Source organism: Acinetobacter sp. ANC 3929, from assembly GCF_000369405.1.
Lineage (GTDB): Bacteria > Pseudomonadota > Gammaproteobacteria > Pseudomonadales > Moraxellaceae > Acinetobacter.
The window spans coordinates 223,769-245,634 of the sequence record NZ_KB850000.1 but is presented as its reverse complement, the minus strand read 5'-3'; the positions used below and the strand labels follow the sequence as shown (position 1 = coordinate 245,634).

At 39.8% G+C, this 21,866-nt stretch carries 19 protein-coding genes; 15 read left to right on the top strand and 4 right to left on the bottom strand.

The window, feature by feature from the left end:
* Window positions 1–51 precede the first annotated feature (51 nt).
* Window positions 52–384: a DMT family transporter gene (locus F909_RS07310; protein ID WP_005151933.1), complete on the bottom strand. Its 333-nt coding sequence runs from the start codon at window positions 382–384 to the stop codon at window positions 52–54.
* A 106-nt stretch (window positions 385–490) separates the two neighbouring features.
* Window positions 491–2,371, bottom strand: coding sequence for a tRNA uridine-5-carboxymethylaminomethyl(34) synthesis enzyme MnmG (mnmG, locus tag F909_RS07315; protein ID WP_005151930.1), 1,881 nt, complete (start codon window positions 2,369–2,371; stop codon window positions 491–493).
* 251 nt (window positions 2,372–2,622) lie between these two features.
* Between mnmG and F909_RS07320 the strand changes: the two genes are divergently transcribed.
* The 9 genes from F909_RS07320 to F909_RS07360 all read left to right on the top strand — a co-directional run bounded on the left by F909_RS07320 (window position 2,623) and on the right by F909_RS07360 (window position 12,006).
* Complete coding sequence (locus F909_RS07320; RefSeq protein ID WP_005151928.1) at window positions 2,623–2,991, top strand: hypothetical protein; 369 nt, start codon at window positions 2,623–2,625, stop codon at window positions 2,989–2,991.
* Window positions 2,992–3,176: 185 nt separating this feature from the next.
* Window positions 3,177–4,082 (top strand): 50S ribosomal protein L11 methyltransferase, encoded by a 906-nt coding sequence (gene prmA, locus F909_RS07325; protein ID WP_005151926.1) that lies wholly within the window; start codon window positions 3,177–3,179, stop codon window positions 4,080–4,082.
* Window positions 4,083–4,096: 14 nt separating this feature from the next.
* A complete protein-coding gene (locus F909_RS07330) occupies window positions 4,097–4,957 on the top strand; it encodes a DUF3426 domain-containing protein (RefSeq protein ID WP_005151924.1) in 861 nt (286 codons plus the stop codon).
* Between the two features lie 375 nt (window positions 4,958–5,332).
* Window positions 5,333–5,602 (top strand): DNA-binding transcriptional regulator Fis, encoded by a 270-nt coding sequence (gene fis / locus F909_RS07335; protein WP_001086304.1) that lies wholly within the window; start codon window positions 5,333–5,335, stop codon window positions 5,600–5,602.
* 82 nt (window positions 5,603–5,684) lie between these two features.
* Entirely contained in the window at window positions 5,685–7,259 is a 1,575-nt protein-coding gene (gene purH / locus F909_RS07340; protein WP_005151921.1) for a bifunctional phosphoribosylaminoimidazolecarboxamide formyltransferase/IMP cyclohydrolase, read from the top strand.
* A gap of 183 nt (window positions 7,260–7,442) precedes the next feature.
* On the top strand, window positions 7,443–8,729 hold the full coding sequence (gene purD / locus F909_RS07345) for a phosphoribosylamine--glycine ligase (protein ID WP_005151917.1): 1,287 nt from the start codon (window positions 7,443–7,445) through the stop codon (window positions 8,727–8,729).
* A gap of 609 nt (window positions 8,730–9,338) precedes the next feature.
* The gene (locus tag F909_RS07350) at window positions 9,339–10,214 is read left to right on the top strand and encodes a MetQ/NlpA family ABC transporter substrate-binding protein (RefSeq protein WP_005151915.1); all 876 of its coding nucleotides are present in this window, start codon (window positions 9,339–9,341) and stop codon (window positions 10,212–10,214) included.
* Between the two features lie 71 nt (window positions 10,215–10,285).
* Entirely contained in the window at window positions 10,286–11,314 is a 1,029-nt protein-coding gene (locus F909_RS07355) for a methionine ABC transporter ATP-binding protein (protein ID WP_005151899.1), read from the top strand.
* Window positions 11,311–12,006, top strand: a complete 696-nt coding sequence (locus F909_RS07360) for a methionine ABC transporter permease (RefSeq protein ID WP_004654491.1) — start codon at window positions 11,311–11,313, stop codon at window positions 12,004–12,006. The genes F909_RS07355 and F909_RS07360 overlap by 4 nt, the downstream gene beginning before the upstream one ends.
* A 53-nt stretch (window positions 12,007–12,059) precedes the next feature.
* Here the strand turns inward: F909_RS07360 and F909_RS07365 are convergent, their stop codons facing one another.
* Both F909_RS07365 and F909_RS07370 read right to left on the bottom strand, forming a co-directional pair.
* Window positions 12,060–12,929 carry an arginase family protein gene (locus F909_RS07365; RefSeq protein WP_005151896.1) on the bottom strand — a complete coding sequence of 290 codons (870 nt, stop codon included), beginning with the start codon at window positions 12,927–12,929 and terminating at the stop codon, window positions 12,060–12,062.
* A complete protein-coding gene (locus F909_RS07370) occupies window positions 12,923–13,909 on the bottom strand; it encodes a hypothetical protein (protein ID WP_005151895.1) in 987 nt (328 codons plus the stop codon). Before F909_RS07370 ends, F909_RS07365 begins: the two co-directional genes overlap by 7 nt.
* Window positions 13,910–14,277: 368 nt before the next feature.
* Between F909_RS07370 and gloB the strand changes: the two genes are divergently transcribed.
* From gloB to F909_RS07400, 6 genes are all read left to right on the top strand, one after another.
* Entirely contained in the window at window positions 14,278–15,009 is a 732-nt protein-coding gene (gene gloB, locus F909_RS07375) for a hydroxyacylglutathione hydrolase (protein ID WP_005151894.1), read from the top strand.
* Between the two features lie 298 nt (window positions 15,010–15,307).
* Window positions 15,308–15,514 (top strand): hypothetical protein, encoded by a 207-nt coding sequence (locus tag F909_RS07380; protein WP_004654498.1) that lies wholly within the window; start codon window positions 15,308–15,310, stop codon window positions 15,512–15,514.
* 293 nt (window positions 15,515–15,807) lie between these two features.
* Entirely contained in the window at window positions 15,808–17,190 is a 1,383-nt protein-coding gene (ahcY, locus tag F909_RS07385; RefSeq protein WP_005151893.1) for an adenosylhomocysteinase, read from the top strand.
* A 74-nt stretch (window positions 17,191–17,264) separates the two neighbouring features.
* Complete coding sequence (gene metF / locus F909_RS07390; protein ID WP_005151892.1) at window positions 17,265–18,101, top strand: methylenetetrahydrofolate reductase [NAD(P)H]; 837 nt, start codon at window positions 17,265–17,267, stop codon at window positions 18,099–18,101.
* Between the two features lie 22 nt (window positions 18,102–18,123).
* On the top strand, window positions 18,124–18,843 hold the full coding sequence (locus tag F909_RS07395) for a 16S rRNA (uracil(1498)-N(3))-methyltransferase (RefSeq protein WP_005151890.1): 720 nt from the start codon (window positions 18,124–18,126) through the stop codon (window positions 18,841–18,843).
* Window positions 18,844–18,959: 116 nt separating this feature from the next.
* A complete protein-coding gene (locus F909_RS07400; RefSeq protein WP_005151889.1) occupies window positions 18,960–21,836 on the top strand; it encodes a bifunctional diguanylate cyclase/phosphodiesterase in 2,877 nt (958 codons plus the stop codon).
* Window positions 21,837–21,866 lie beyond the last annotated feature (30 nt).

The window sequence follows — 21,866 nt, the reverse complement described above, 5'->3', positions numbered from 1 at the left end:
ACACTTATTCTACAACCGAGCTAAAATAGCTCGGTTTTTATTATGAGAACGTTAATGTGAATTGGTTTTAGACAATAAATTTAAAATCAGCACACCACTCATAATCAACACAATGCCAATAATTCCCCAAAGATCCAGTTTCTGATCAAACACAAACCAAGCTACCGTGGTAATCAAGACAATCCCAACACCAGACCAAATCGCATAAGCAATCCCAACGGGGATCGTTTTCAAGGTCAAAGACAAACAATAAAATGCAATCATATAGCCCACAACCACAACAATAGATGCAATTGGCTTGGTAAAACCTTCACTGCTTTTCAGGGCTGATGTTGCAATCACTTCCGCTGTAATGGCAATGAATAAAATAATCCAGTTGTTCATTTACCCATCTCCCATCATCAAATATGCCCTATCAGAATATCTACAAGAAAAAACACCCTTTAAAAAAGGGTGTTTTCATATGACTTAAAATCAATCTAGCGACAACTTAAGCTGTTTTTTTCGCCATATTGTTTTTACGGATCGTAATCATGACCAATTGCACTGCTGCAGGCGTAACACCTGGAATACGACTCGCTTGAGCCAAGGTCTCTGGACGAACAGTATTTAACTTCAAAGTGATTTCACGTGATAACCCTGAGATACCATCATAGACAAAATCAGCAGGAATCTTGGTTTCTTCAAGACGTTTTAATTGCGCTACATCTTCATGCTGGCGGTTAATATAGCCTTCATATTTCACCGCAATCTCAATCTGCTCACCCACATGTTCAGACACTTCCGAACCAGTTAATTCAGCAATTTGGCTAAAATTAATATTCGGACGTTTCAGCAAGTCGATCGCACTACATTCTTTACTGAGATCTGCACCCGTCATTTCAACGAATTTTTTACCCATTGGGTTATTTGGCGCAGCCCATAAATGCTGTAATCGAGAGGTTTCACGCTCAACCGCTTCCATTTTTTCGCTATAGGCAGCCCAACGTTCATCATCAACCAGACCAAGTTCACGGCCAATCGTAGTTAAACGCTGATCCGCATTATCCTCACGCAACATCAAACGGTATTCCGCACGTGAAGTAAACATACGGTACGGTTCTTTTGTCCCTAATGTAATTAGGTCATCAACCAATACGCCCATGTAAGCCTGATCGCGTTTTGGTGTCCACTCTTCTTGTTCCCAAGCACGGCGTGCAGCATTCAAGCCCGCAAGTAAACCTTGTGCGCCGGCTTCTTCATAACCTGTGGTACCGTTGATTTGACCAGCAAAATACAGGTTTTGAATTGCTTTGGTTTCAAGTGTGAACTTCAACGCTTGTGGATTGAAATAATCATATTCAATCGCATAGCCCGGACGCAGGATATGCGCATTTTCCATACCACGGATCGAACGAACTAAATTGAACTGCACATCAAATGGCAATGAAGTAGAAATACCATTTGGATAAAGTTCATGGGTATCTAAGCCTTCTGGCTCCAAGAACACCTGATGTGAATCTTTATCTGCAAAACGGTGAATTTTATCTTCAATCGATGGACAATAACGTGGGCCCACACCTTCAATCACACCGGTATACATTGGTGAACGATCTAAACCACCACGGATAATTTCGTGGGTTTTTTCGCTGGTGTGCGTGATGTAGCAATTAACTTGTTCAGGATGCATCGACACATCACCCATGAACGACATGACTGGAGATGGGAAATCACCCGGTTGTGGCGTCATCACAGAAAAATCGACCGTACGTGCATCAATACGCGGTGGCGTACCAGTTTTTAAACGACCAACCGGTAAATCAAGCTCGCGTAAACGATGTGCCAAAGCAATTGACGGTGGATCACCTGCACGGCCACCACTTGAGTTTTGCAAACCAACGTGGATCACACCGCCCAAGAATGTTCCTGTCGTCAAGACCACGGTTTTGGTATCAAAACGGATCCCCATTTGGGTAACAACACCCTTAACGGTATCACCTTCAACAATTAAGTCATCCGCAGCCTGTTGAAAAATATCCAAATTGGCTTGATTTTCTAAAGTATGACGAATTGCAGCTTTATAACGTACACGGTCTGCTTGCGCACGCGTTGCACGTACAGCAGCACCTTTACGTGAATTTAAAATACGGAATTGAATACCGCCTTTATCTGCAGCAAGTGCCATTGCACCGCCAAGTGCATCGATCTCGCGGACAAGATGTGATTTACCAATACCACCGATTGCCGGGTTACAGCTCATCTGCCCCAAAGTTTCAATATTATGCGTCAACAATAATGTTTGTCTTCCCATACGTGCCGCAGCGAGCGCTGCTTCCGTACCAGCGTGACCGCCACCAATTACGATAACGTCGTAAACTTTAGGATAGTGCATAGTGGTAAATGTGTATTCAAAAAATGACAGAGTATTATATAGGAGTTTTCCATTAAATTGGCAAAAACCATCAATATTCTTGTAGGTTCCAAGCCACTGTTCTGGCTACAGAATAAACAAAAAGAAACCTTATGTTGCATTTTCCTCTTATACTTCACACAGCGAATCATCACTATTAACTTGAACACCACTGTTTTATCTGTTCAATTTCTTATCCTAAAAAGTGCATAACAAATACTTAGGAAAATGACATGAACACAAAGCTTTTATTTTCATCTCTTATTTGTGGCCTATGTTTTAGCGTAGCTGCGCATGCAGATACCAAGGCGACCCAAGATCAGCAAGCCAAGAAGTATCAGCAGGTTTGTAAAGGCAAAAAACAAGGTGATCCAGTTTCTTTTGCCTATAAAGGCGTTGTTTTCAATGGTTCATGTGAACCGAATGAAGCAGGTAAATTAGCATTCCAGCCACCAACACCTGCAAATAATGCAGCGCCTGAAACTCAAAGCCGTCTTGCAGAAACACAGTCTGCACCGCGTCCTGTGAGTGAACCTATTGCAGCGCCACCTGTAGCCCCTGCTCCGCCAGTTACACCCGATGTAGAACAAACTGCACCTTAATTGTAGTCATCATAAAGAAGGTCTCTGTAGACCTTCTTTTTTTATTTATCCACGATAAAAACAATGCGATAAGCCAATCTAGCTGAAATATTTGCCCTTAAAATTGTAATCTGTCTGTTTTATAATCCCTTTAATAAGTTTTAATCTATTACAATACTCGCAAATACATTTATTTAGGTTTTCCTGTGAACTGGCTACAAATTCATATTACTGTTGATCAAAATCAAGTTGAACTAACCGAAACATTACTCCTGTCATTAGGGGCGGTGAGCGTTACCTTGGATGATGCAGAAGATCAAGCTTTGTTAGAGCCATTACCAGGAGAAACACCACTTTGGAATAAAGTCATCGTTACAGGGATTTACCAACAAGAAGAAGATGATCCAATTGATGTCGATACTTTAGAAGCTTTCTTAAAAGTCCAACTTCCAGATGTACCTATGCGTCACCAATACTTGGAAAATCAAGTCTGGGAACGTGCATGGATGGATTATTACGAGCCAATTCAAATTGGTGAGAAATACTGGATTGTTCCTGAATGGTTAGAACCACCTGAAGCAGATGCAACCAATATCAAGCTTGATCCAGGTCTTGCATTTGGTACAGGCAACCATGCCAGTACCTTCTTATGCTTACAATGGTTGGGTAAAACAGATGTAAAAGATAAAATCGTGATCGACTATGGTTGTGGTTCAGGGATTTTAGGTGTTGCCGCACTTTTATTGGGTGCAAAAAAAGTTTATGCAACCGATATCGACCCTCAAGCGGTACTTGCTACAAAACAAAATGCAGATTTGAATGGTGTACTGGATCGTCTTTATGTAGGATTACCTGAAGAGTTTGATCAAGAATTTAAACCACAACAAGCAGATGTCCTTGTCGCAAATATTTTAGCGGCACCGCTAATGGCGCTTGCGCCTGAATTCTCAACTTTATTAAAAAATGAGGGTGAGTTCGCACTTGCTGGTGTAATCGAAGAGCAAGTTGCTGATGTTTCTAGTGTTTACTCGCAGTTTTTTGATATATTAGAGATTGAAAAGCGTGAAGAAAACTGGTGTCGCATTTCAGGAAAACGTAAAACAACAATTTGAGAACACTGTTACTTATGAGTGAAAAACAAACCCGCTGCCCTAAATGTTCAACTGTGTACAAAGTGACCCTTTCACAACTCAGTGTTGCACAGGGCATGGTTTGTTGTCCAAAATGCGTGATTAACTTTAATGCACTCACCAATTTATTAGAATCAGAAAGCGAAGATATCCCGACCCCGACCAATCGCTCGCTTTTTTCTTCAATTCAACCTGACAGCTCGTTTGCAGAAAAGCAAATGCAGATTTTGCGCATCTTTGATCAGAAAATTGAAAACTCAAATATTGATTTATTAACTTATCTCAATAACTTGAATTACTTTAACACCGAACCTGTTACAGCCTTACCCAATTTAAATCTGTCGGAAGATACCCTGTTAATTGATCATGAGACTAATGACAAACAGCATGGCTGGCTGTACTACACCTTGTGGGGTCTAGGGAATATTGCTTTAATTTTAGTGTTTGCATTTCAGATTCTATGGTTCAACCCTAAACTGATGCACGAAAGCCCAGCACTGAATCAGATGTTTAATTATGCATGTGGCATTTTTTCATGCAAAACCAGCAATGAACAATATAAAGACCTCAGCTTTGAAAAAGTAAAAATAAAGCGGGCCGAGAAAGATACAACCGTTTTTTCTGGTGTGCTTTTGAATCATCATGAGAATAGTGTGGCACTCCCTTCTATTAAGGTTGTGCTCAAACAAGATGACGAAGCCGTTTTTAACGTCATCCTCAAACCACAAGATTATTTAGTCGAAAGTTTGAAAACGATTCAACGTATTCCAAGCAACAGTCCTTTTCACTTCGAATTCACCCTTCCAAAAAGCAAAAATAGCTTCAATGACTATAGTTTAGAATTTGTACAGCCCTAAAAGCTCAAAAAAGTGACAAAAAAACAAAAAAAAGTGAAGTTTAATTGCTCACTTTTTCGCTGACAGTGGTATGATACGCGCCACGAATGCTTTGACCTACTTACTCCTCGTTATTTATAGACAATAAAATCGTTAAACGAACTGTGCTTCTATCCCATAAGCGCATTGTTGGTTTTTTTGTTTTTAAAAGTAGGCTGTAACAAATATTTAACTATTGTTACGCTTATTTTTTACACAATTCGAGGATTTGTGGCAAGCTAATAGTCCCATTGTTTTAGAGTCACTGTTTTAGGATCTAAAACAGGACTCAGTAATTTAGACCACATTTATATCACTTTACCCAAGTAGATATTTTGATTTTTCGGATTAAAACGCATGAATAGCAAATCTCCTATTTTTACGGCTCAATCTGATGTCGCTCTTCGCATCCATGTAGATCGCGCAGTTCGTCATTATTTTGCACAATTGCAAGGTGAGCAACCATCTCAAGTTTATGACATGGTTTTAGCAGAAATGGAGAAACCTCTTTTATCTGTGGTCTTAGAATATACTCGCGGTAATCAAACACGTGCCGCTGAGATTTTAGGCCTTAACCGTGGAACTTTACGCAAAAAGTTAAAAGCTCACGGTTTAATGAGTGAATAATTGATAAAATGCTCACGTTCTCGTGGGCATTTTTTTTGCCTTTTATTTTCAATCTGTAGACTTCAAACTGTTGACTAAAATCATGACTATCAAACGTGCTTTAATCTCTGTTTCCGATAAAACTGGAATCGTTGAATTTGCTCAAAATCTTGCAGCGCTAGGGGTAGAAATTTTATCTACGGGCGGTACATATAAGTTGCTTAAAGACAACAATATCGCCGTAGTAGAGGTTTCTGAACATACAGGTTTTCCTGAAATGATGGATGGTCGTGTAAAAACATTACATCCAAAAATTCATGGAGGCATCTTAGCGCGTCGTGGTCTGGACGAAGCAGTGATGCAAGAACACAACATCGATCCGATTGATCTGGTGATTGTTAACCTGTATCCATTTGCAGCAACAGTAGCAAAACCAAACTGTTCACTTGCAGATGCAATCGAGAATATCGATATCGGTGGTCCAACAATGGTTCGTGCCGCAGCAAAGAACCATGCATCAGTAGGTATTATCGTAAATGCAGCTGACTACGACACAGTAGTTGCTGAATTAAAAACAAATGGTGCGTTGTCTTACGAAACTCGTTTCGACTTAGCAGTAAAAGCATTTGAGCACACGGCACAATACGATGGCATGATTGCATCTTATTTAGGTGCACGCGTTGGTAAAACTGAAGGTGAAGCAGACCTATTCCCTCGTACCTTCAATACCCAACTGAATAAAGCACAAGATTTACGTTATGGTGAGAACCCGCATCAAAATGCGGCTTTCTATGTTGAAGCAACTGCTCAAGAAGCATCAGTTTCTACTGCAAAGCAATTACAAGGTAAAGAACTTTCTTATAACAATATTGCAGATACAGATGCCGCACTTGAATGTGTGAAATCTTTTGTGAAGCCTGCTTGTGTGATCGTTAAACATGCCAACCCATGTGGTGTTGCTGTTTCGCTAGACGGTATTCAAGCTGCTTATGATCTTGCTTACGCAACCGATCCTGAGTCTGCATTTGGTGGCATCATTGCATTCAACCGTGAATTAGATGTCGCAACTGCTCAAGCGATTGTTGATCGTCAATTTGTTGAAGTGATTATTGCTCCAAGTCTTGCAGATGGTGTACTTGAAATCACAGGTGCGAAGAAGAATGTTCGTGTCATGGTTTGCGGTGAACTTCCTGCAATTGATGCACGCGCACCACAGCTTGACTACAAACGCGTCAATGGCGGCTTATTGGTTCAAGACCAAGACTTAGGCATGATCACTAAAGATGACCTAAAAGTTGTGACGAAGCGTGCACCGACTGAGCAAGAGATTGATGATTTGATCTTTGCTTGGAAAGTTGCGAAATACGTCAAGTCAAATGCGATTGTTTATGCTAAAGATCGTCAAACCGTTGGTATTGGTGCAGGTCAAATGAGCCGCGTTAACTCAGCACGTATCGCCGCAATTAAAGCAGAACATGCCGGTTTAGTAGTTGAAGGTGCAGTTATGGCATCTGACGCCTTCTTCCCATTCCGTGATGGTATTGATAATGCTGCAAAAGCTGGCATTAAATGCATTATCCAACCAGGCGGTTCAATGCGTGATGAAGAAACCATTGCAGCAGCTGATGAAGCTGGTATTGCAATGGTCTTCACAGGCATGCGTCACTTCCGTCACTAAATGATCTGAGTCTCTAGCACAATCCCCCTAAATCCCCCTTTATAAAAAGGGGGACTTACTTTTATCCAAACTAAAAAGCATGTTGCTCTCTTTGTCAAAGAGGAGTTTAGGGAGATTCAGAGGGGACTTTTTTATTCTGAACAGGTATATTCTTAGATACTGAAAAAGGGAAATAACTTAATAATGAATATTTTAGTTTTGGGTAGCGGTGGCCGTGAACATGCACTTGCATGGAAAATCGCACAAGATGCAAAAGTCACTCAAGTTTTCGTTGCACCAGGTAATGCAGGTACAGCAACTGAAGACAAATGTAAAAATATTGATCTGAATATTTTAGACAATCCAGCCATCATCAAATTTGCACAAGAGAATGATGTTGCTTTGGTCATTGTTGGTCCAGAAGCACCATTAGTCAATGGTGTAGTAGATGCAGCACGTGAAGCAGGTTTAAAAATCTGGGGGCCAACTCAGTATGCTGCACAGCTTGAAGGTTCTAAAGCATTTGCTAAACACTTCTTAAAACGTCACAACATTCCTACCGCTTTTTATGACGTATTCACCGAAGTTGATGCGGCTAAAGCCTACGTTGAGAAAAATGGCGCACCAATCGTAATTAAAGCGGACGGCCTAGCTGCAGGTAAAGGCGTCATCGTAGCCATGACTAACGAAGAAGCTTTTGCTGCTATTGACGATATGCTTGCAGGTAACAAGTTTGGTGATGCTGGTTCTCGTGTCGTGATTGAACAGTTCCTTGCAGGTGAAGAAGCAAGCTTCATTTGCATGATCGATGGCAATAACATTTTGCCGATGGCCACATCACAAGACCATAAACGTATTTTCGAAGGTGATGAAGGTCCAAACACTGGTGGTATGGGAGCTTACTCTCCTGCACCTGTAGTGACTGCAGAAGTCTTTGAACGTGTCATGAACGAAGTGATGCGCCCCACTGTTGATGGTATGGCAGCAGACGGTCATGTTTATACAGGTTTCTTATACGCAGGCTTGATGATTGATGAACAAGGTCAACCCCGTGTGATCGAATTCAACTGTCGCTTTGGTGATCCAGAAACCCAACCGATTATGATGCGTTTAAAATCATCTTTAGTTGATTTAGTTGAAGCAGGTATTGCAGGTAACTTGCCAAGCGAAGCTGAATGGGATGAACGTAAATCAATTGGTATCGTACTCGCAGCAGAAGGTTATCCAGAAACCGTACGTAACGGCGATGTGATTTCAGGTCTTGGTCAGTCTCCAGAAGACACCAAGATTTTCCACGCAGGCACTGCAATGAGTGCTGATGGTCATGTGATTACCGCTGGTGGTCGCGTACTGTGCGTTACAGCACTTGGTGATACCGTGCTAGAAGCACAAATCAATGCATTAGAAGTATGTGGGCAAGTGACTTTTACGGGTATGCAATACCGTAGTGACATTGGTTACCGCGCAATTGCTCGTGAAAAAGCTGAATAAATTTTTAAGCAAATAAAAAAGCCTTCTTCGGAAGGCTTTTTTATTCCATAAACTGCATAAACATAAATTCTATATTCATTATTTAAATATAAAATTCAGAAAAATATATATTTATTATTCAATTGATTCATCTCTCTATATTTTCTAGAAAAACTATAAAACTATCATTTATTTAGATTTACTTAGTCGATGATTTTCCTTAACGCATCAGGCTATTGGTCTCCTAAGTACAGGTGGTTGCACTATAACCGCCCATAAATTGTTGCTATGATTGCCGAAATTTTAGATGTTGTTTTTATGTTAACTACATATTCTTTTTCATTATTTTTAAATGACTGGAATATTGCACCTAACAAAACAAATTGCAGCTAAATCCAAATTTGATTTGAAAATGAGATGAACAGTTGGTTCCTATCTGTATATACTGAATTGGAACATGAATATTCATCTACTTTTCGGATGTTGTAGGTATCACACTTGTTCAAACTTTTACAATAATCCAGGGATTGTTTTGAGTGCGATGTCAATTTACAACATACAAACCTATTGCAATCATGAATGCTAGAGAAATAATGATTTTCTCGACATTTTTCCGATTAGGATTTATACATGAAAAAGCTGATTAGTCTTTTTTTAAGTGTATCTGTGTTATTACTTGCAGCCTGCAGTAAACAACCTGATACCGCATCTACCGAACAAAAAGGTGATGCTGCTGCATTACAAACCGTTGTAATCGCTTCTACAGGTTCAGACGCTGATATTTGGCGTTATATCGCAACATTGCCAGAAACCAAAGCAGCTGGCCTTAAACTCGAAATTAAAAACTTCACTGACTACGTTGCAATGAACACTGCCGCAGCGAATAAAGAAGTTGATTTAAATGCGTTCCAATCTTACGCTTACCTTGTCGCATTTAATGCTGCAAATAAAGACAAGATTGCTCCTGTTTCAACAACTTACTTAGAACCAATGGGTATTTACTCAAGCAAAGTGAAGAAAGTTGAAGAGTTTGCTGAAGGTGCTACGATTGCGATTCCAAATGATGGTGCGAATGAATCACGTGCTTTGTTACTTTTACAAAGTGCTGGCTTGATTAAATTAAAAGCAGACTTCGATCCTGTAAAAGGCACCCCTGCTGACATTATCGAAAACAGCAAAAAAATCGTGATCAAACCAATCCAAATGGCAACAGCTGTACGTGTTAAAGACGAAGTTGATGCAATTTTATTGGGTAATACGCTTGCAATGGAAGGTGGTTTAAACGTTCTTAAAGATGCAATCTACTATGAACCTGTTGATCAAAGCACCAAGTTAAATGTCAATGTATTGGCAACTGCTGAATCACGTAAAGATGATGCTGTCCTCCAGAAAGTTGGCGCGCTTTATCATACGGAAGCAGTAAAGAAATATGTTCAAGAACACTTTGCTGGTACGAAAGTTGACGTAAATAAACCAACAAGCTACCTCACAGAAGCGAATTCGTAATATAATACCCTCAAATAAAACAGGCAAAGTGATTTTGCCTGTTTTTTCTTTTTTGCATAGTATTGACGAACATGATCCAATTTAAAAACATTTCGAAACACTATCAGTTGAAAGGTCAAACGATTAATGCACTGGATCAGATCAACTTAGAGATTCCAGAAGGCAGTATCTTCGGCATTATTGGCTATAGTGGTGCAGGTAAAAGTACGCTCATTCGTTTGGTGAATTTACTTGAGCGCCCTTCTCAGGGACAAGTGATTATTAACCAAAAAGACTTTACTGCAATGGATGCACGTACACTTCGTCAAGAACGTGCAAATATCGGTATGATCTTTCAGCACTTCAATTTACTTCAGACCAAAACTGTGTCTGAGAATATTGAAATGCCATTAAAATTACTTGGTCACAGCAAAGCAGAGCGAGAAAAGCGCCTCGCCGAATTACTTGATTTTATTGATCTTAAACATAAAAAAGATGCCTACCCTGATGAACTCTCAGGTGGTCAAAAACAACGTGTTGGCATCGCACGCGCACTAGCAAATCACCCTAAAATTTTACTGTGTGATGAGGCAACTTCTGCCCTCGACCCACAAACCACCAAATCTGTTTTGGCGCTATTAAAAAAGATTAACCAAGAACAAAATATCACCATTGTCATGGTCACCCATGAAATGGATGTGATTGAATCGGTTTGTGATTATGTTGCGGTAATGGAAGCTGGTCATGTCATTGAAACAGGCCCGACACTAGATATTTTCAGTCAACCACAGCATCCAACCACCAAGACCTTTATTCAAACAGTATTGCAGCAACAATTACCAGTCAACATTTTGAATAATCTTGAACATAAGCATCACAATAGTATCTACAGCTTGCAATTCTTGGGTACTTCGGCACAAGAAACCGTGATTCAAGCAGCGATTAAGCAGTTTGATGTGAGCTTAAATATTTTGTTTGCCAATATGACAGAGATTAATGGCACGGTAATCGGACAAATGTTTATTCAACTTTTGGGTGATCCGCTAACGATTCAAGAAACAGTGAAATTTCTTGAACTTCAAGGGGTAAAAGTTGAACAGTCTGGAGTAGTCAGCCAATGAGAGATTTAATTGTACAATGGCTGACTCAAGTCACCGCTCCGTTTTGGCATAGCTCACTGTCTATCGACCAATTTGTTACAGCACTACAAGAAACCTTCCAAATGGTATTCTTCTCGCTGCTGTTCGGCTGTATTTGGGGACTCATACAAGGCATTACCTTAGTGGTTACCCGTACAGGTGGTATTTTACAAAATCGCGCGATTTATTATTTCCTCAACCCGATTGTCAATGCACTGCGTTCACTTCCCTTCATTATCTTATTGATCGCTGTTATTCCACTGACCAAGATGCTGGTTGGAACTTCGATTGGAACGTGGGCTGCAATTGTGCCGTTAACCATTTATGTCGGTCCATATCTTGGCCGTTTAATTGAAACTTCATTACTTGAAGTGAATGAAGGGATTGTTGAATCTGCTCAGGCGATGGGTGCATCACCTTGGCAAATTATCTTCAAGTTTATTATTCCAGAAGCACGCAGCTCTCTGATTTTAAATTTAACCACAGGCACAATTTCTCTCATCGGAGCGACAGCGATGGCCGGTGCTGTGGGTGCTGGCGGTATTGGTGACTTAGCGATTTCTTATGGTTACCAGCGTTTTGACACAAGTGTGGTGATTTTAACCGTGATCGTGTTATTACTGTTGGTTCAAATGGTACAAATGCTGGGTGACTGGCTAGCAAAATTGCGCTAACCCATGACTTCATAAAAAAACGCTCAGCTTGAGCGTTTTTTTATGACTTGATTTTACTTGGAAAAGTAGATTTCATTCGCTGCTTTAAAGGTATTGACATGCAACGGGACCAAATCATCCAGTGCCTGATATCCCCCTGCCAAAACGAACAGCAACGGAATTTTCATTTTCTTGGCCATTTCAAAGACAATACGATCACGTTCAAATAACAACTCAGTGGTAAACCATTTAGAGCCATATTTATCATGCTGATGACAGTCCATACCTGCCTGATAAATGATTAAATCAGCCTCCCAACGCGAAGCATATTGAAATGCCTCAAAGATCGCTTCACGGTATAAATCAAAATTACCTTGTTTGGGATGAATATAACGGGTCAGACTGCGTTCACTGGCTTTACAGCCAAAGCGAATTCCAAAAATTCCAAAATTAATCAGATTGGTCATTCGATTGGTAAAAATAGCAGTGCCATCACCCCCATGTTGGTCACAGTCTAAAACGAAAATACGTTTTTCTGGATATTGCTTGGCGATCAGTGCTAGACCATTAAAAGTACAATAGGCCGCACCCGATTCATAACTGGCGTGATGAAATCCTTGTGCAATATTTGCAGCAACCCCCTCTTTCAGGGCAATTTCAGCCCCCAATAATTGCCCTGCCTGAACTGATAAAATCGCATCTCTCAGCTGTTCATTCCATGGCTTAAACCCTTGGATGGTTGCAAACGCAGATTGTCCTGATATAAAAGCATCCACGTATTGTGGATGATGTAATTTCTTTAATATCTCAATATCAATCAGCCCAGGATCAACCAACTCGACCATTTGATGGGTACGCAACACATCTGCAACGGCTGTGAGTTTTTCCATACTATTGGTATGCGTTTGTGCAAAATAGCGTGGGGAATAACAAGCTTTTAGCATGGATGCCCTACGTAAGTTTGATCATGTGCAATGTCCATCAGCTGACTTAATTCAGTTGTATCAGGTCGAAATAATCCATTATCCACCTGTTGTTTAAAGTGATACCCAAATGCCCGAGCACGATTTTTTGGCGAAACAGCTAAAGTTGTTAAGCGTAAAAACCAGAAACCATTCATTTCGGCAATCGGGATCACATAGCCCTTATATTGCTTATTTTTATGTTTTTCGAGCTGTTCGATTTCATAATTGGCAGAAAATAAACTTCCCGCAGGTAAACGGACACCATTCATCATCAAAGGTACTAAGCTGATACAGGAATGGTTATCACCCATATTCAATTTTTCCATCATGATCGGCTGATCATGCTCATTCACGAAAATATTGATTTCACCCTGCCGTAATAAACGATGATGTGCAATGCGCAAGAAAAACTTTTCCGCCATCGGACAAGAACCCACTTTGGGCTTTTCTGCCAAAGCCTGACACTCAATCATACTATTCTGCTGGGCATCCTGTGGCAGAATAATATCGCTCAGGAGCTGACAAATTAATTGGCTCTCTTCAAGCTCTGCATATTGATGAAGCATTCTTAACTTGGCTTGAAAATCGACTTCCTGTTGCAGGTTTTGCGCAAAGCTTTCTTGTGGATCCAAACGTTGCAAACATTGTTGAACTGCTGGATTGATATCTAAGTTACGCCACGAGTCAAGCTGTAATCCATAGGAAGCACTTTGACTCAGAATATTCTTTAAGCCCTTACTGTCATACTCTTCAAAAATACGTAAATCCTGTAAGCCTATAGCATCCCTTGGTTGCGAAACAAACTCCGCAATCACACGTGTTGCTTGGGTATAGCCACAGCCCCGTCGTTCTGTTTGATGACTAAAATGCTCATTCAGCATTTCTGTAAGTTTGGCAGAGAGCGGATATAAATACTTCTTAAAGATAACGACCACTTCATGATCGGGTATATCAGACATAGTTCCCTCTCTTGTTGTTGTGATTTATAACAACTTAGTCTTTAAAAAATGAACTGTAGTTATCTTGTTCAGCCTAATCATTTAAATTATTTCGCTTTGACTCAATATTTTTATAGAACTAAAGTTGAATATAAACCATTAACTTATAAAACTTTTATCTCATCTTTATCGAAAATATGATACTTGTCAACGATAAAGATATTCATGGAAAGTAGCTGTCAGAATATGCCCGAAAAAGTCATTATTCAGCACTAAAAATTAGCAGGAGTTTTGCACTGAAGTAGATTTCCACTTACACTAGAAACAGGCACTCATTATGAGCACCCAAATGGCAATAACCACACGAAACAAAGCTTTAGGATTCGGCTATGCATTATAAGATTCATGCAATTGACGTCAAAAATGCCTTAAAAAACTATATTTGGTTATTGGAAGATACAGATACACACGAAGTTGTTGCTATTGATCCAACAGAAGCAGATTTAGTTACGGATTTTTGCCAACAACATGGTCTTCAACTCAGACAGATCTGGCTGACCCATTGGCACCGTGATCACACAGGGGGTGTTGAAGGACTACTCGCAGATCAGAATATTATGGTCTATGGACCTCGTGATGAACTCAGTAAAATTTCACTGATCTCAAACCCTTTGCAAAATGACGATCATTTTCATTTTAATGATCTCAAAGTTGAAATTATTGCAACGCCAGGCCATACCCTTGGTCATATTACCTATTTCATTGAAAAAATTGAAACGCTGTTTAGCGGTGACACTTTATTCGCAATGGGTTGCGGTCGTCTGTTCGAAGGGACAGCCGAGCAAATGTATCATTCATTGAACCGACTGGCTGCCCTGCCTATTCAAACCAAGGTGTACTGTACCCATGAATACACACTTGCCAATGCAGAATTTGCCTTAACTGTTGAACCTCACAATGTTATTTTACAAGAGCGTATGCAACACGTCAGAGCACTCAGAGAAGCAGATCAAATTACTCTCCCTAGTACCATTGAATTAGAGCTTGAAACCAATCCTTTTCTGCGTACTGAAAGTGCTGAAGACTTTGCGCGCATTCGCAGTTTGAAAGATCAATTTTAATTAAACTTCACCATCTCAATTGATTCATTTTCTGCTTGTTCAATAAAGTGGAAAATGAAATCATTTTTTACATTTTACCCAAGAAATTTTTTAAAAAAATTTGCTTCCACTCGAGTAAATAAAAAATATTTTATATAATAAATTCAATTGAATAACAAAAACACAGATAAAATTCTATCTATAAAAATTACGCTAAATTTACATTACTTACATGTGGAAAAATAAATCTATGCAATCCCCCTTTAAAAAATTTTAACTGACCCTTATTAATAAATACATGTTCACAAGGAGATCTGTCATGAAAAACAGAGTTGTTAAAGCAAAAAACGTATTGGCTTTCCGTATTTGGTTAGAAAAATTGGGATATTCAGTTAAAAATCTGACAGATAACCGTGGTTTTACATTTAGCTTTAAAAAAGAATATGGTTTAGTTACTTGTGATCTCTCTGGTAATGCTTTAGCAATGCAGTTGGGTGAAGAATTCGAAGATCATTTAAAAGCCTAATGACAAATTTTTCTAAACCTGAGGATTCCAAAGGGATTTGGAATCCTTGATTAATCAAGATAAGAATACTTCAAACTTTTATCCCTTTTAATTCTTCATTTTCTAACCATTTCCAACAAAATTTCATTGGAACAAACATAATTTCCAAGTATCATAATCCCCAATCGAGGGATGCTGCGACAATTGATCGGCACAAAAGATCAATTTGCCAGGCTCGATGTGAGAAGCAACGCTTCGCAAGACAACGGCATCCGCGAACAGAATGATCCATACTATTTTTCTAGGAGATCCTGATGAACGCGGTGAATGCTTCATTTTCAGATTTTAAAGTTGCTGATATTTCCCTTGCTGACTATGGTCGTAAAGAGATCAAACTTGCTGAAGCAGAAATGCCAGCTTTGATCGGTTTACGTAAGCGTTATTCGGCAGCTAAACCACTTGCTGGTGCAAAAATCTTGGGTTGTATCCACATGACAATCCAAACTGCCGTTTTAATCGAAACATTAGTTGAACTCGGCGCAGAAGTGCGTTGGACCTCATGTAACATTTTCTCAACTCAAGACCATGCTGCTGCTGCAATTGCTGCAAGCGGTGTTCCTGTTTTTGCTTGGAAAGGCGAAACTGAAGAAGAATATGTTTGGTGTTTAGAACAGCAGATCAATGTCAACGGTCAGCCTTGGGATGCCAACATGATCTTGGACGATGGCGGTGACTTAACTGCACTTGTTCATGACAAATATCCTGCACTTTTAGAACGTATCCACGGCATTACCGAAGAAACCACAACAGGCGTTCAACGTCTATTAGAAATGTGGAAAGACGGTTCACTTAAAGTTCCTGCGATCAACGTGAATGATTCGATTACTAAATCGAAAAACGACAACAAATACGGTTGCCGTCATTCATTAAACGATGCGATCAAACGTGCAACTGACATGTTGCTTTCTGGTCGTCGTGCGCTTGTGATCGGTTATGGTGACGTTGGTAAAGGTTCTGCACAATCTTTACGTCAAGAAGGCATGATCGTTCGTGTGACTGAAGTTGATCCAATTTGTGCTATGCAAGCATGTATGGACGGCTACGAAGTTGTATCTCCATACAAAAATGGCGTACAAACAGGTAAGAAAGAAGACATCAACCAAGATTTATTAGGCAATACTGATCTTGTTGTCACGACTACGGGTAACTACCACGTATGTGATTCTGCAATGTTAGATAGCTTAAAAGCGGGTGCTGTAGTGTGTAACATCGGTCACTTTGATACAGAGATCGACACTGCATACTTACGCGGTTACAAATGGGTTGAGGTAAAACCACAAGTACACCAAGTGTATCGTTCAGAAGACGAAAACAACTACCTTATCCTTCTTTCTGAAGGTCGTTTAGTGAATCTTGGAAATGCAACAGGCCACCCTTCACGCGTGATGGATGGTTCTTTTGCAAACCAGGTTCTAGGTCAAATGCATTTATTCGCTGAAAAATTTGCGGACTTACCTGCTGATCAAAAACAAGCTGCAATTCGTGTAGAAGTACTTCCTAAGAAATTAGATGAAGAAGTTGCTGCTGCAATGGTACTTGGTTTTGGCGGTGTGTTAACCCAGTTAACGCAAGTACAAGCAGATTACTTAGGCGTTCCTGTTGAAGGTCCGTTCAAATCTGACGCTTATAAATACTAAGAAATTCAGGGCAGACGTTTTACGGACTGCCCTTTTTTCTAAAAATTCAAAGCGATTTTTAAAAAGGATTTGAAATGACAAACCGTGTTCCTATTTCTTTTGAGTTTTTCCCACCCAAAACTGATGCTGGTGCGGAAAAATTAAAAACTGTTCATCAAGAATTACAACGATTAAATCCAGAGTTTTTCTCGATTACTTATGGTGCTGGTGGTTCAACGCGTGAACGTACGCTAGCTGCCATTCATGATTTTAATGGCAAAGGCACACCAGTTGCACCTCACCTATCTTGTATTGGTGATGACAAAGCACGGATTGCAGAACTCTTAGATTTGTATAAATCGCAAGGGATTGATCGTATTGTCGCTTTACGTGGCGATTTACCTTCAGGTCAGGTCGGTCTAGGTGAATTACCTTATGCCCAAGACCTCGTGCGCTTTATCCGTGAACATTCAGGCGATCACTTCCACATTGAAGTGGCTGCGTATCCTGAAATGCACCCTCAAGCCGATACATTTGATGGTGATATTCAGCGCTTTGTCGAAAAAGTGAATGCTGGTGCGAATGCAGGTATTACTCAATTTTTCTTCAATCCAGATGCCTATTTCTATTTCATCGAACGTATTGCCAAAGCTGGTGTGAATATTCCAGTTGCACCAGGTATTATGCCGATTACCAATGCGAGTAACTTGATCCGCTTTGCTGACGGAACAGGTGCAGAAATTCCACGTTGGATCCGTAAACAACTGGCTGCTTATGGTGATGACAGCGCAAGCATTAAAGCATTTGGTCACGAAGTGATTGTGAAACTTTGCGAACGCCTAATCGCAGGTGGCGCACCTACCCTACATTTTTATTCAATGAATCAAACCGAACCAACTCGACAACTCGTTGTTGATCTTGGTTTAAACTAATTTGTACGAGCACGACCCAAGCATGAATCGTTTTTATATCGAAACCGAATTAAATACTGGCAATACTGTTGAATTAACCGAAGCGGTATTTCATCACTGGGTACGTGTGCTGCGTGCAAAAGAACAAGAGCAAGCCATCTTTTTCAATGGAAAAGGTGGTGAATATGTCGTAACACTGACGCAAATCAACAAGAAAAATGCCTTTGTTTCTGTTGATCAATTTGAAGCTGCTGATCGTACCGCACCTTTCACCGTTGTTTTGGGTCAAGTGATGAGTAAAGGTGATCGTATGGATTATGCGATTCAAAAAGCCACAGAATTGGGTGTTACGACCATTCAACTGTTGACCAGTGAACGTTGCGAAATGCGTTTGAAATATGATCGCGACCAGAAAAAATTGGACCACTGGCAATCCGTTGCAATTGCGGCCTGCGAACAATGTGGCATGAATCGCGTTCCTCAAGTGCTCGCTCCAATTCCCCTATCAGAATGGCTAAGTTCTGAGCTACCGACATCTCGTTTGGTACTCGCACCAAATAAAGACCAGAACAATGTATTACTAAATAGTTCCCCTGATTTAGCCTTACTCATTGGTCCTGAAGGTGGCTTAAGTGAAGCAGAAATTAACACTGCCAATCAACATCAATTTCAAAACTGGTGTATTGGTGACCGTGTGCTCAGAACGGAAACTGCGCCCGTTGTTGCTTTATCCATTTTAAATTATCACTTCACATCGAACTAAAGCAGCGGCATTGCTTTCTGTTATGTTTAGCGTTAATTTAAAATAGAATTCTGCTCTGTTTACAAAAAAACAAAGACTGTAAATATAGATAAAAAATGAAAAGGATTATTCTTTGTATGTTAGGGGCTCAGGAAAAAAATTTGCCACAGTTTATCTACACGGATCAAATCGATTATCCAAATCATGTGCGCCTATTCGTATTAAGCGTATTTTGTATTTGCCTGTTAGATTATGCCCTATTTGGTCTTTTTTATTCTTTTGAATCTAATATCTTTACAACATGGATGAGTATCACTCTCGTCATTTTGTTTAGTTTTTCATGTATTTGTCATTTTTTACTCAAACGTTATTCATCAGTTCGCTGTACTAAACAAACCAATATTATTTTTCAATTGATTTGTTTTTTTACCGGCTTATTGATTGGGGTCAATACCATTGTGATTAATCACTATTTAATGGTAGACGTCCCACATCTGGTTGGATCGCATGTTTTAACCTTGACAGCATTGTTACTCACTGCATCTCATATCATTGCACTGACCTTCTTAACTCAACATATCCGCTATTTCTTTTTATTTTTTATCCCAAGTATTACCCCACTAATCGTATCTCAGTTATTACATCGAGATCATGATCATACCCTGTTCTATCTTGCTTATTATTCTTCATTTTTTGCAACAGTCCTATGCGCTCAAGCCACCTTCAAAATTCATAAACGTTTGGCCTTGGTGCTGGATAAAAATAAGCAATTGATTGATGTCGCTGAACAGCACAATCAATGGACAGAAGAGCTGTGCCAACAATTACAACGTGAAGTCAATAAATCTAAAGATATTGAAGCACAACTCCAGTTTAATAATCACTTATTGGAACAGAAAGTTCGTGAGCGTACATTTGACCTGACACAGATGAACGAAAGTTTAGAAGAACATCGCCAGAACTTAACCTTTGCTCATGAAACTGCGGGAATTCGTCCTTGGGACTGGAATCTTGAAAATCATACTGTTGGTGTGACCAATGCGCACAGTAACGCAGTCACTCGTGATTCTGAAAATCACTACACCCTATTGCATAAAATCATTCACCCAGAAGATATCGAGCGTGTCAAAAATACCTTATACAATCACCTCTGTGGCCAAACTAAACGTTATGAAGAAACGTTCAGGATCAAGCGTCAAAATGGCGAATGGACATGGATTCACGATGTCGGTCAGGTGATTTTGAGAGATCCTAAAGATGATACGCCTTTAAGAATGGTCGGTATTCATCGTGATATCAATCAGGAAAAGAAAGATCAAGAGCGCTTAAAACTCGCTGCCAGTGTGTTCGAACAAGCCTCTGAAGGCATTTTTATTTTAGATGAAAACTTTAACTATATTGAAGTGAATCCGAAATACGAACAACTTACAGGCATTGATAAACAAGCGATCGTCAATAAACAGTTATTTGAAATTACCAAGCAAAATAAACAGCATCACCATAATTTCCATTTGTCTATTCTTGATACCCTGCGTGAAGAACATGAGTATGAAGGCGAATTTCAAGAAACGTATAATTCTGAAAAATCATGCTTTTTATGGATCCACATCAATGCTGTGAAAAATGAGCAGGATCGCGTCATCAATTATATTGGCATTGTCTCAGACCAGACCGAACGAAAACATCAGGAACAACGTTTATCTTACCTCACCAATTACGACACGCTTACTGATCTGCCAAATCGTTTTTATTATCAGCAACAATTACATCAGTATTTGGTGAATGAAGCTTCAATTCAGCATTTGGCAGTTATCCGTTTAAATATCGATCGTTTCCGTGCATTAAATGAAATTATCAGTAACCAAGCAGGTAATGAACTGCTAAAACAGGTCGCACAACGTTTACGCATCAGTAATATTGATGCTCTGTTGGTCGCGCACTTAAGCGCAGATGACTTTGCGATTATTTATGAAATGTCGCCGCTACATCCGCCTATTCATCAACTCTGCAATAATATCGTTGAAGCCTTCAGCAAACCGTTTTATCTGGCTGATCAAGAGTACTTCGTCAGTATTTCAATTGGCGTTGCCATCTATCCTGAACATGGTCGCCAAGTCGATAATTTAAATACTCATGCGGAACAAGCCCTGACTGAAGCCAAGCGTTTGGGTGGCAATACGATTCGCTACTATTCAAATGAAAGAGCCAATTTTGTTGCGAAATATACAGATTTAGAACTCGATCTCAGAAAAGCCATTCAAAACAATGAACTGGTTGTTTACTATCAACCAAAAATCAATGCGCACAATAATCTTATTAATGGTTTTGAAGCCCTGATTCGCTGGAAACATCCAACTAAGGGTTTGATCATGCCAAGCATTTTCATTCCTTTGGCGGAAAGTACCAGCTTAATTTCTGATATTGGTCAGTTCGTTTTGCATGAAGCCGCTAAACAATTACAAACGTGGCAAAAGCTTGGTTTTAACACTATCAACATTGCGGTCAATATTGTGGCGCAACAAATTTTACGTGGTCAACTACTGCATGATATCGATGCGGTGTTAAATACCTATGCCATTTCAGGAAAAAATCTGGAACTAGAAATTACCGAATCAGCCTTTATTGAAAATACTGAAAGTGTCAAAACGGTATTACACGCCATTAAAGAACGTCAGATTTCAATCGCACTAGATGACTTTGGGACAGGCTATTCTTCACTCGCCTACCTAACCGAATATCCAATTGACATTTTAAAAATTGATCGCGCTTTTATTTCAAAAATTGGCAATGCCAAACAAGATGCGATCGTTAATGCCATGATCGCCATGGGCAAAACCATTGGCCTAAAAGTTGTGGCTGAAGGCGTTGAGACTGAACAGCAATACGAATATTTGAAACGACAAAATTGCGACATATTACAGGGTTACTTATTTTCACAACCACTTACTTCTGCCCATGCAACGGAATATCTGCAAAAACAGATGCAACAGTCAACTGTAAAATATTCCATTTAATAGCTAATTTTGAGCTTTTTGGCAGTTTAT

Coding starts and splice junctions, on each gene's coding strand:
- ahcY (WP_005151893.1), top strand. CDS start 15,808: ATGAACGCGGTGAATGCTTCATTTTCAGATTTTAAAGTTGCTGATATT.
- metF (WP_005151892.1), top strand. CDS start 17,265: ATGACAAACCGTGTTCCTATTTCTTTTGAGTTTTTCCCACCCAAAACT.
- F909_RS07355 (WP_005151899.1), top strand. CDS start 10,286: ATGATCCAATTTAAAAACATTTCGAAACACTATCAGTTGAAAGGTCAA.
- F909_RS07350 (WP_005151915.1), top strand. CDS start 9,339: ATGAAAAAGCTGATTAGTCTTTTTTTAAGTGTATCTGTGTTATTACTT.
- F909_RS07320 (WP_005151928.1), top strand. CDS start 2,623: ATGAACACAAAGCTTTTATTTTCATCTCTTATTTGTGGCCTATGTTTT.
- F909_RS07360 (WP_004654491.1), top strand. CDS start 11,311: ATGAGAGATTTAATTGTACAATGGCTGACTCAAGTCACCGCTCCGTTT.
- F909_RS07365 (WP_005151896.1), bottom strand. CDS start 12,929: ATGCTAAAAGCTTGTTATTCCCCACGCTATTTTGCACAAACGCATACC.
- F909_RS07310 (WP_005151933.1), bottom strand. CDS start 384: ATGAACAACTGGATTATTTTATTCATTGCCATTACAGCGGAAGTGATT.
- fis (WP_001086304.1), top strand. CDS start 5,333: ATGAATAGCAAATCTCCTATTTTTACGGCTCAATCTGATGTCGCTCTT.
- F909_RS07380 (WP_004654498.1), top strand. CDS start 15,308: ATGAAAAACAGAGTTGTTAAAGCAAAAAACGTATTGGCTTTCCGTATT.
- gloB (WP_005151894.1), top strand. CDS start 14,278: ATGCATTATAAGATTCATGCAATTGACGTCAAAAATGCCTTAAAAAAC.
- purH (WP_005151921.1), top strand. CDS start 5,685: ATGACTATCAAACGTGCTTTAATCTCTGTTTCCGATAAAACTGGAATC.
- F909_RS07395 (WP_005151890.1), top strand. CDS start 18,124: ATGAATCGTTTTTATATCGAAACCGAATTAAATACTGGCAATACTGTT.
- F909_RS07400 (WP_005151889.1), top strand. CDS start 18,960: ATGTTAGGGGCTCAGGAAAAAAATTTGCCACAGTTTATCTACACGGAT.
- purD (WP_005151917.1), top strand. CDS start 7,443: ATGAATATTTTAGTTTTGGGTAGCGGTGGCCGTGAACATGCACTTGCA.
- mnmG (WP_005151930.1), bottom strand. CDS start 2,371: ATGCACTATCCTAAAGTTTACGACGTTATCGTAATTGGTGGCGGTCAC.
- F909_RS07330 (WP_005151924.1), top strand. CDS start 4,097: ATGAGTGAAAAACAAACCCGCTGCCCTAAATGTTCAACTGTGTACAAA.
- F909_RS07370 (WP_005151895.1), bottom strand. CDS start 13,909: ATGTCTGATATACCCGATCATGAAGTGGTCGTTATCTTTAAGAAGTAT.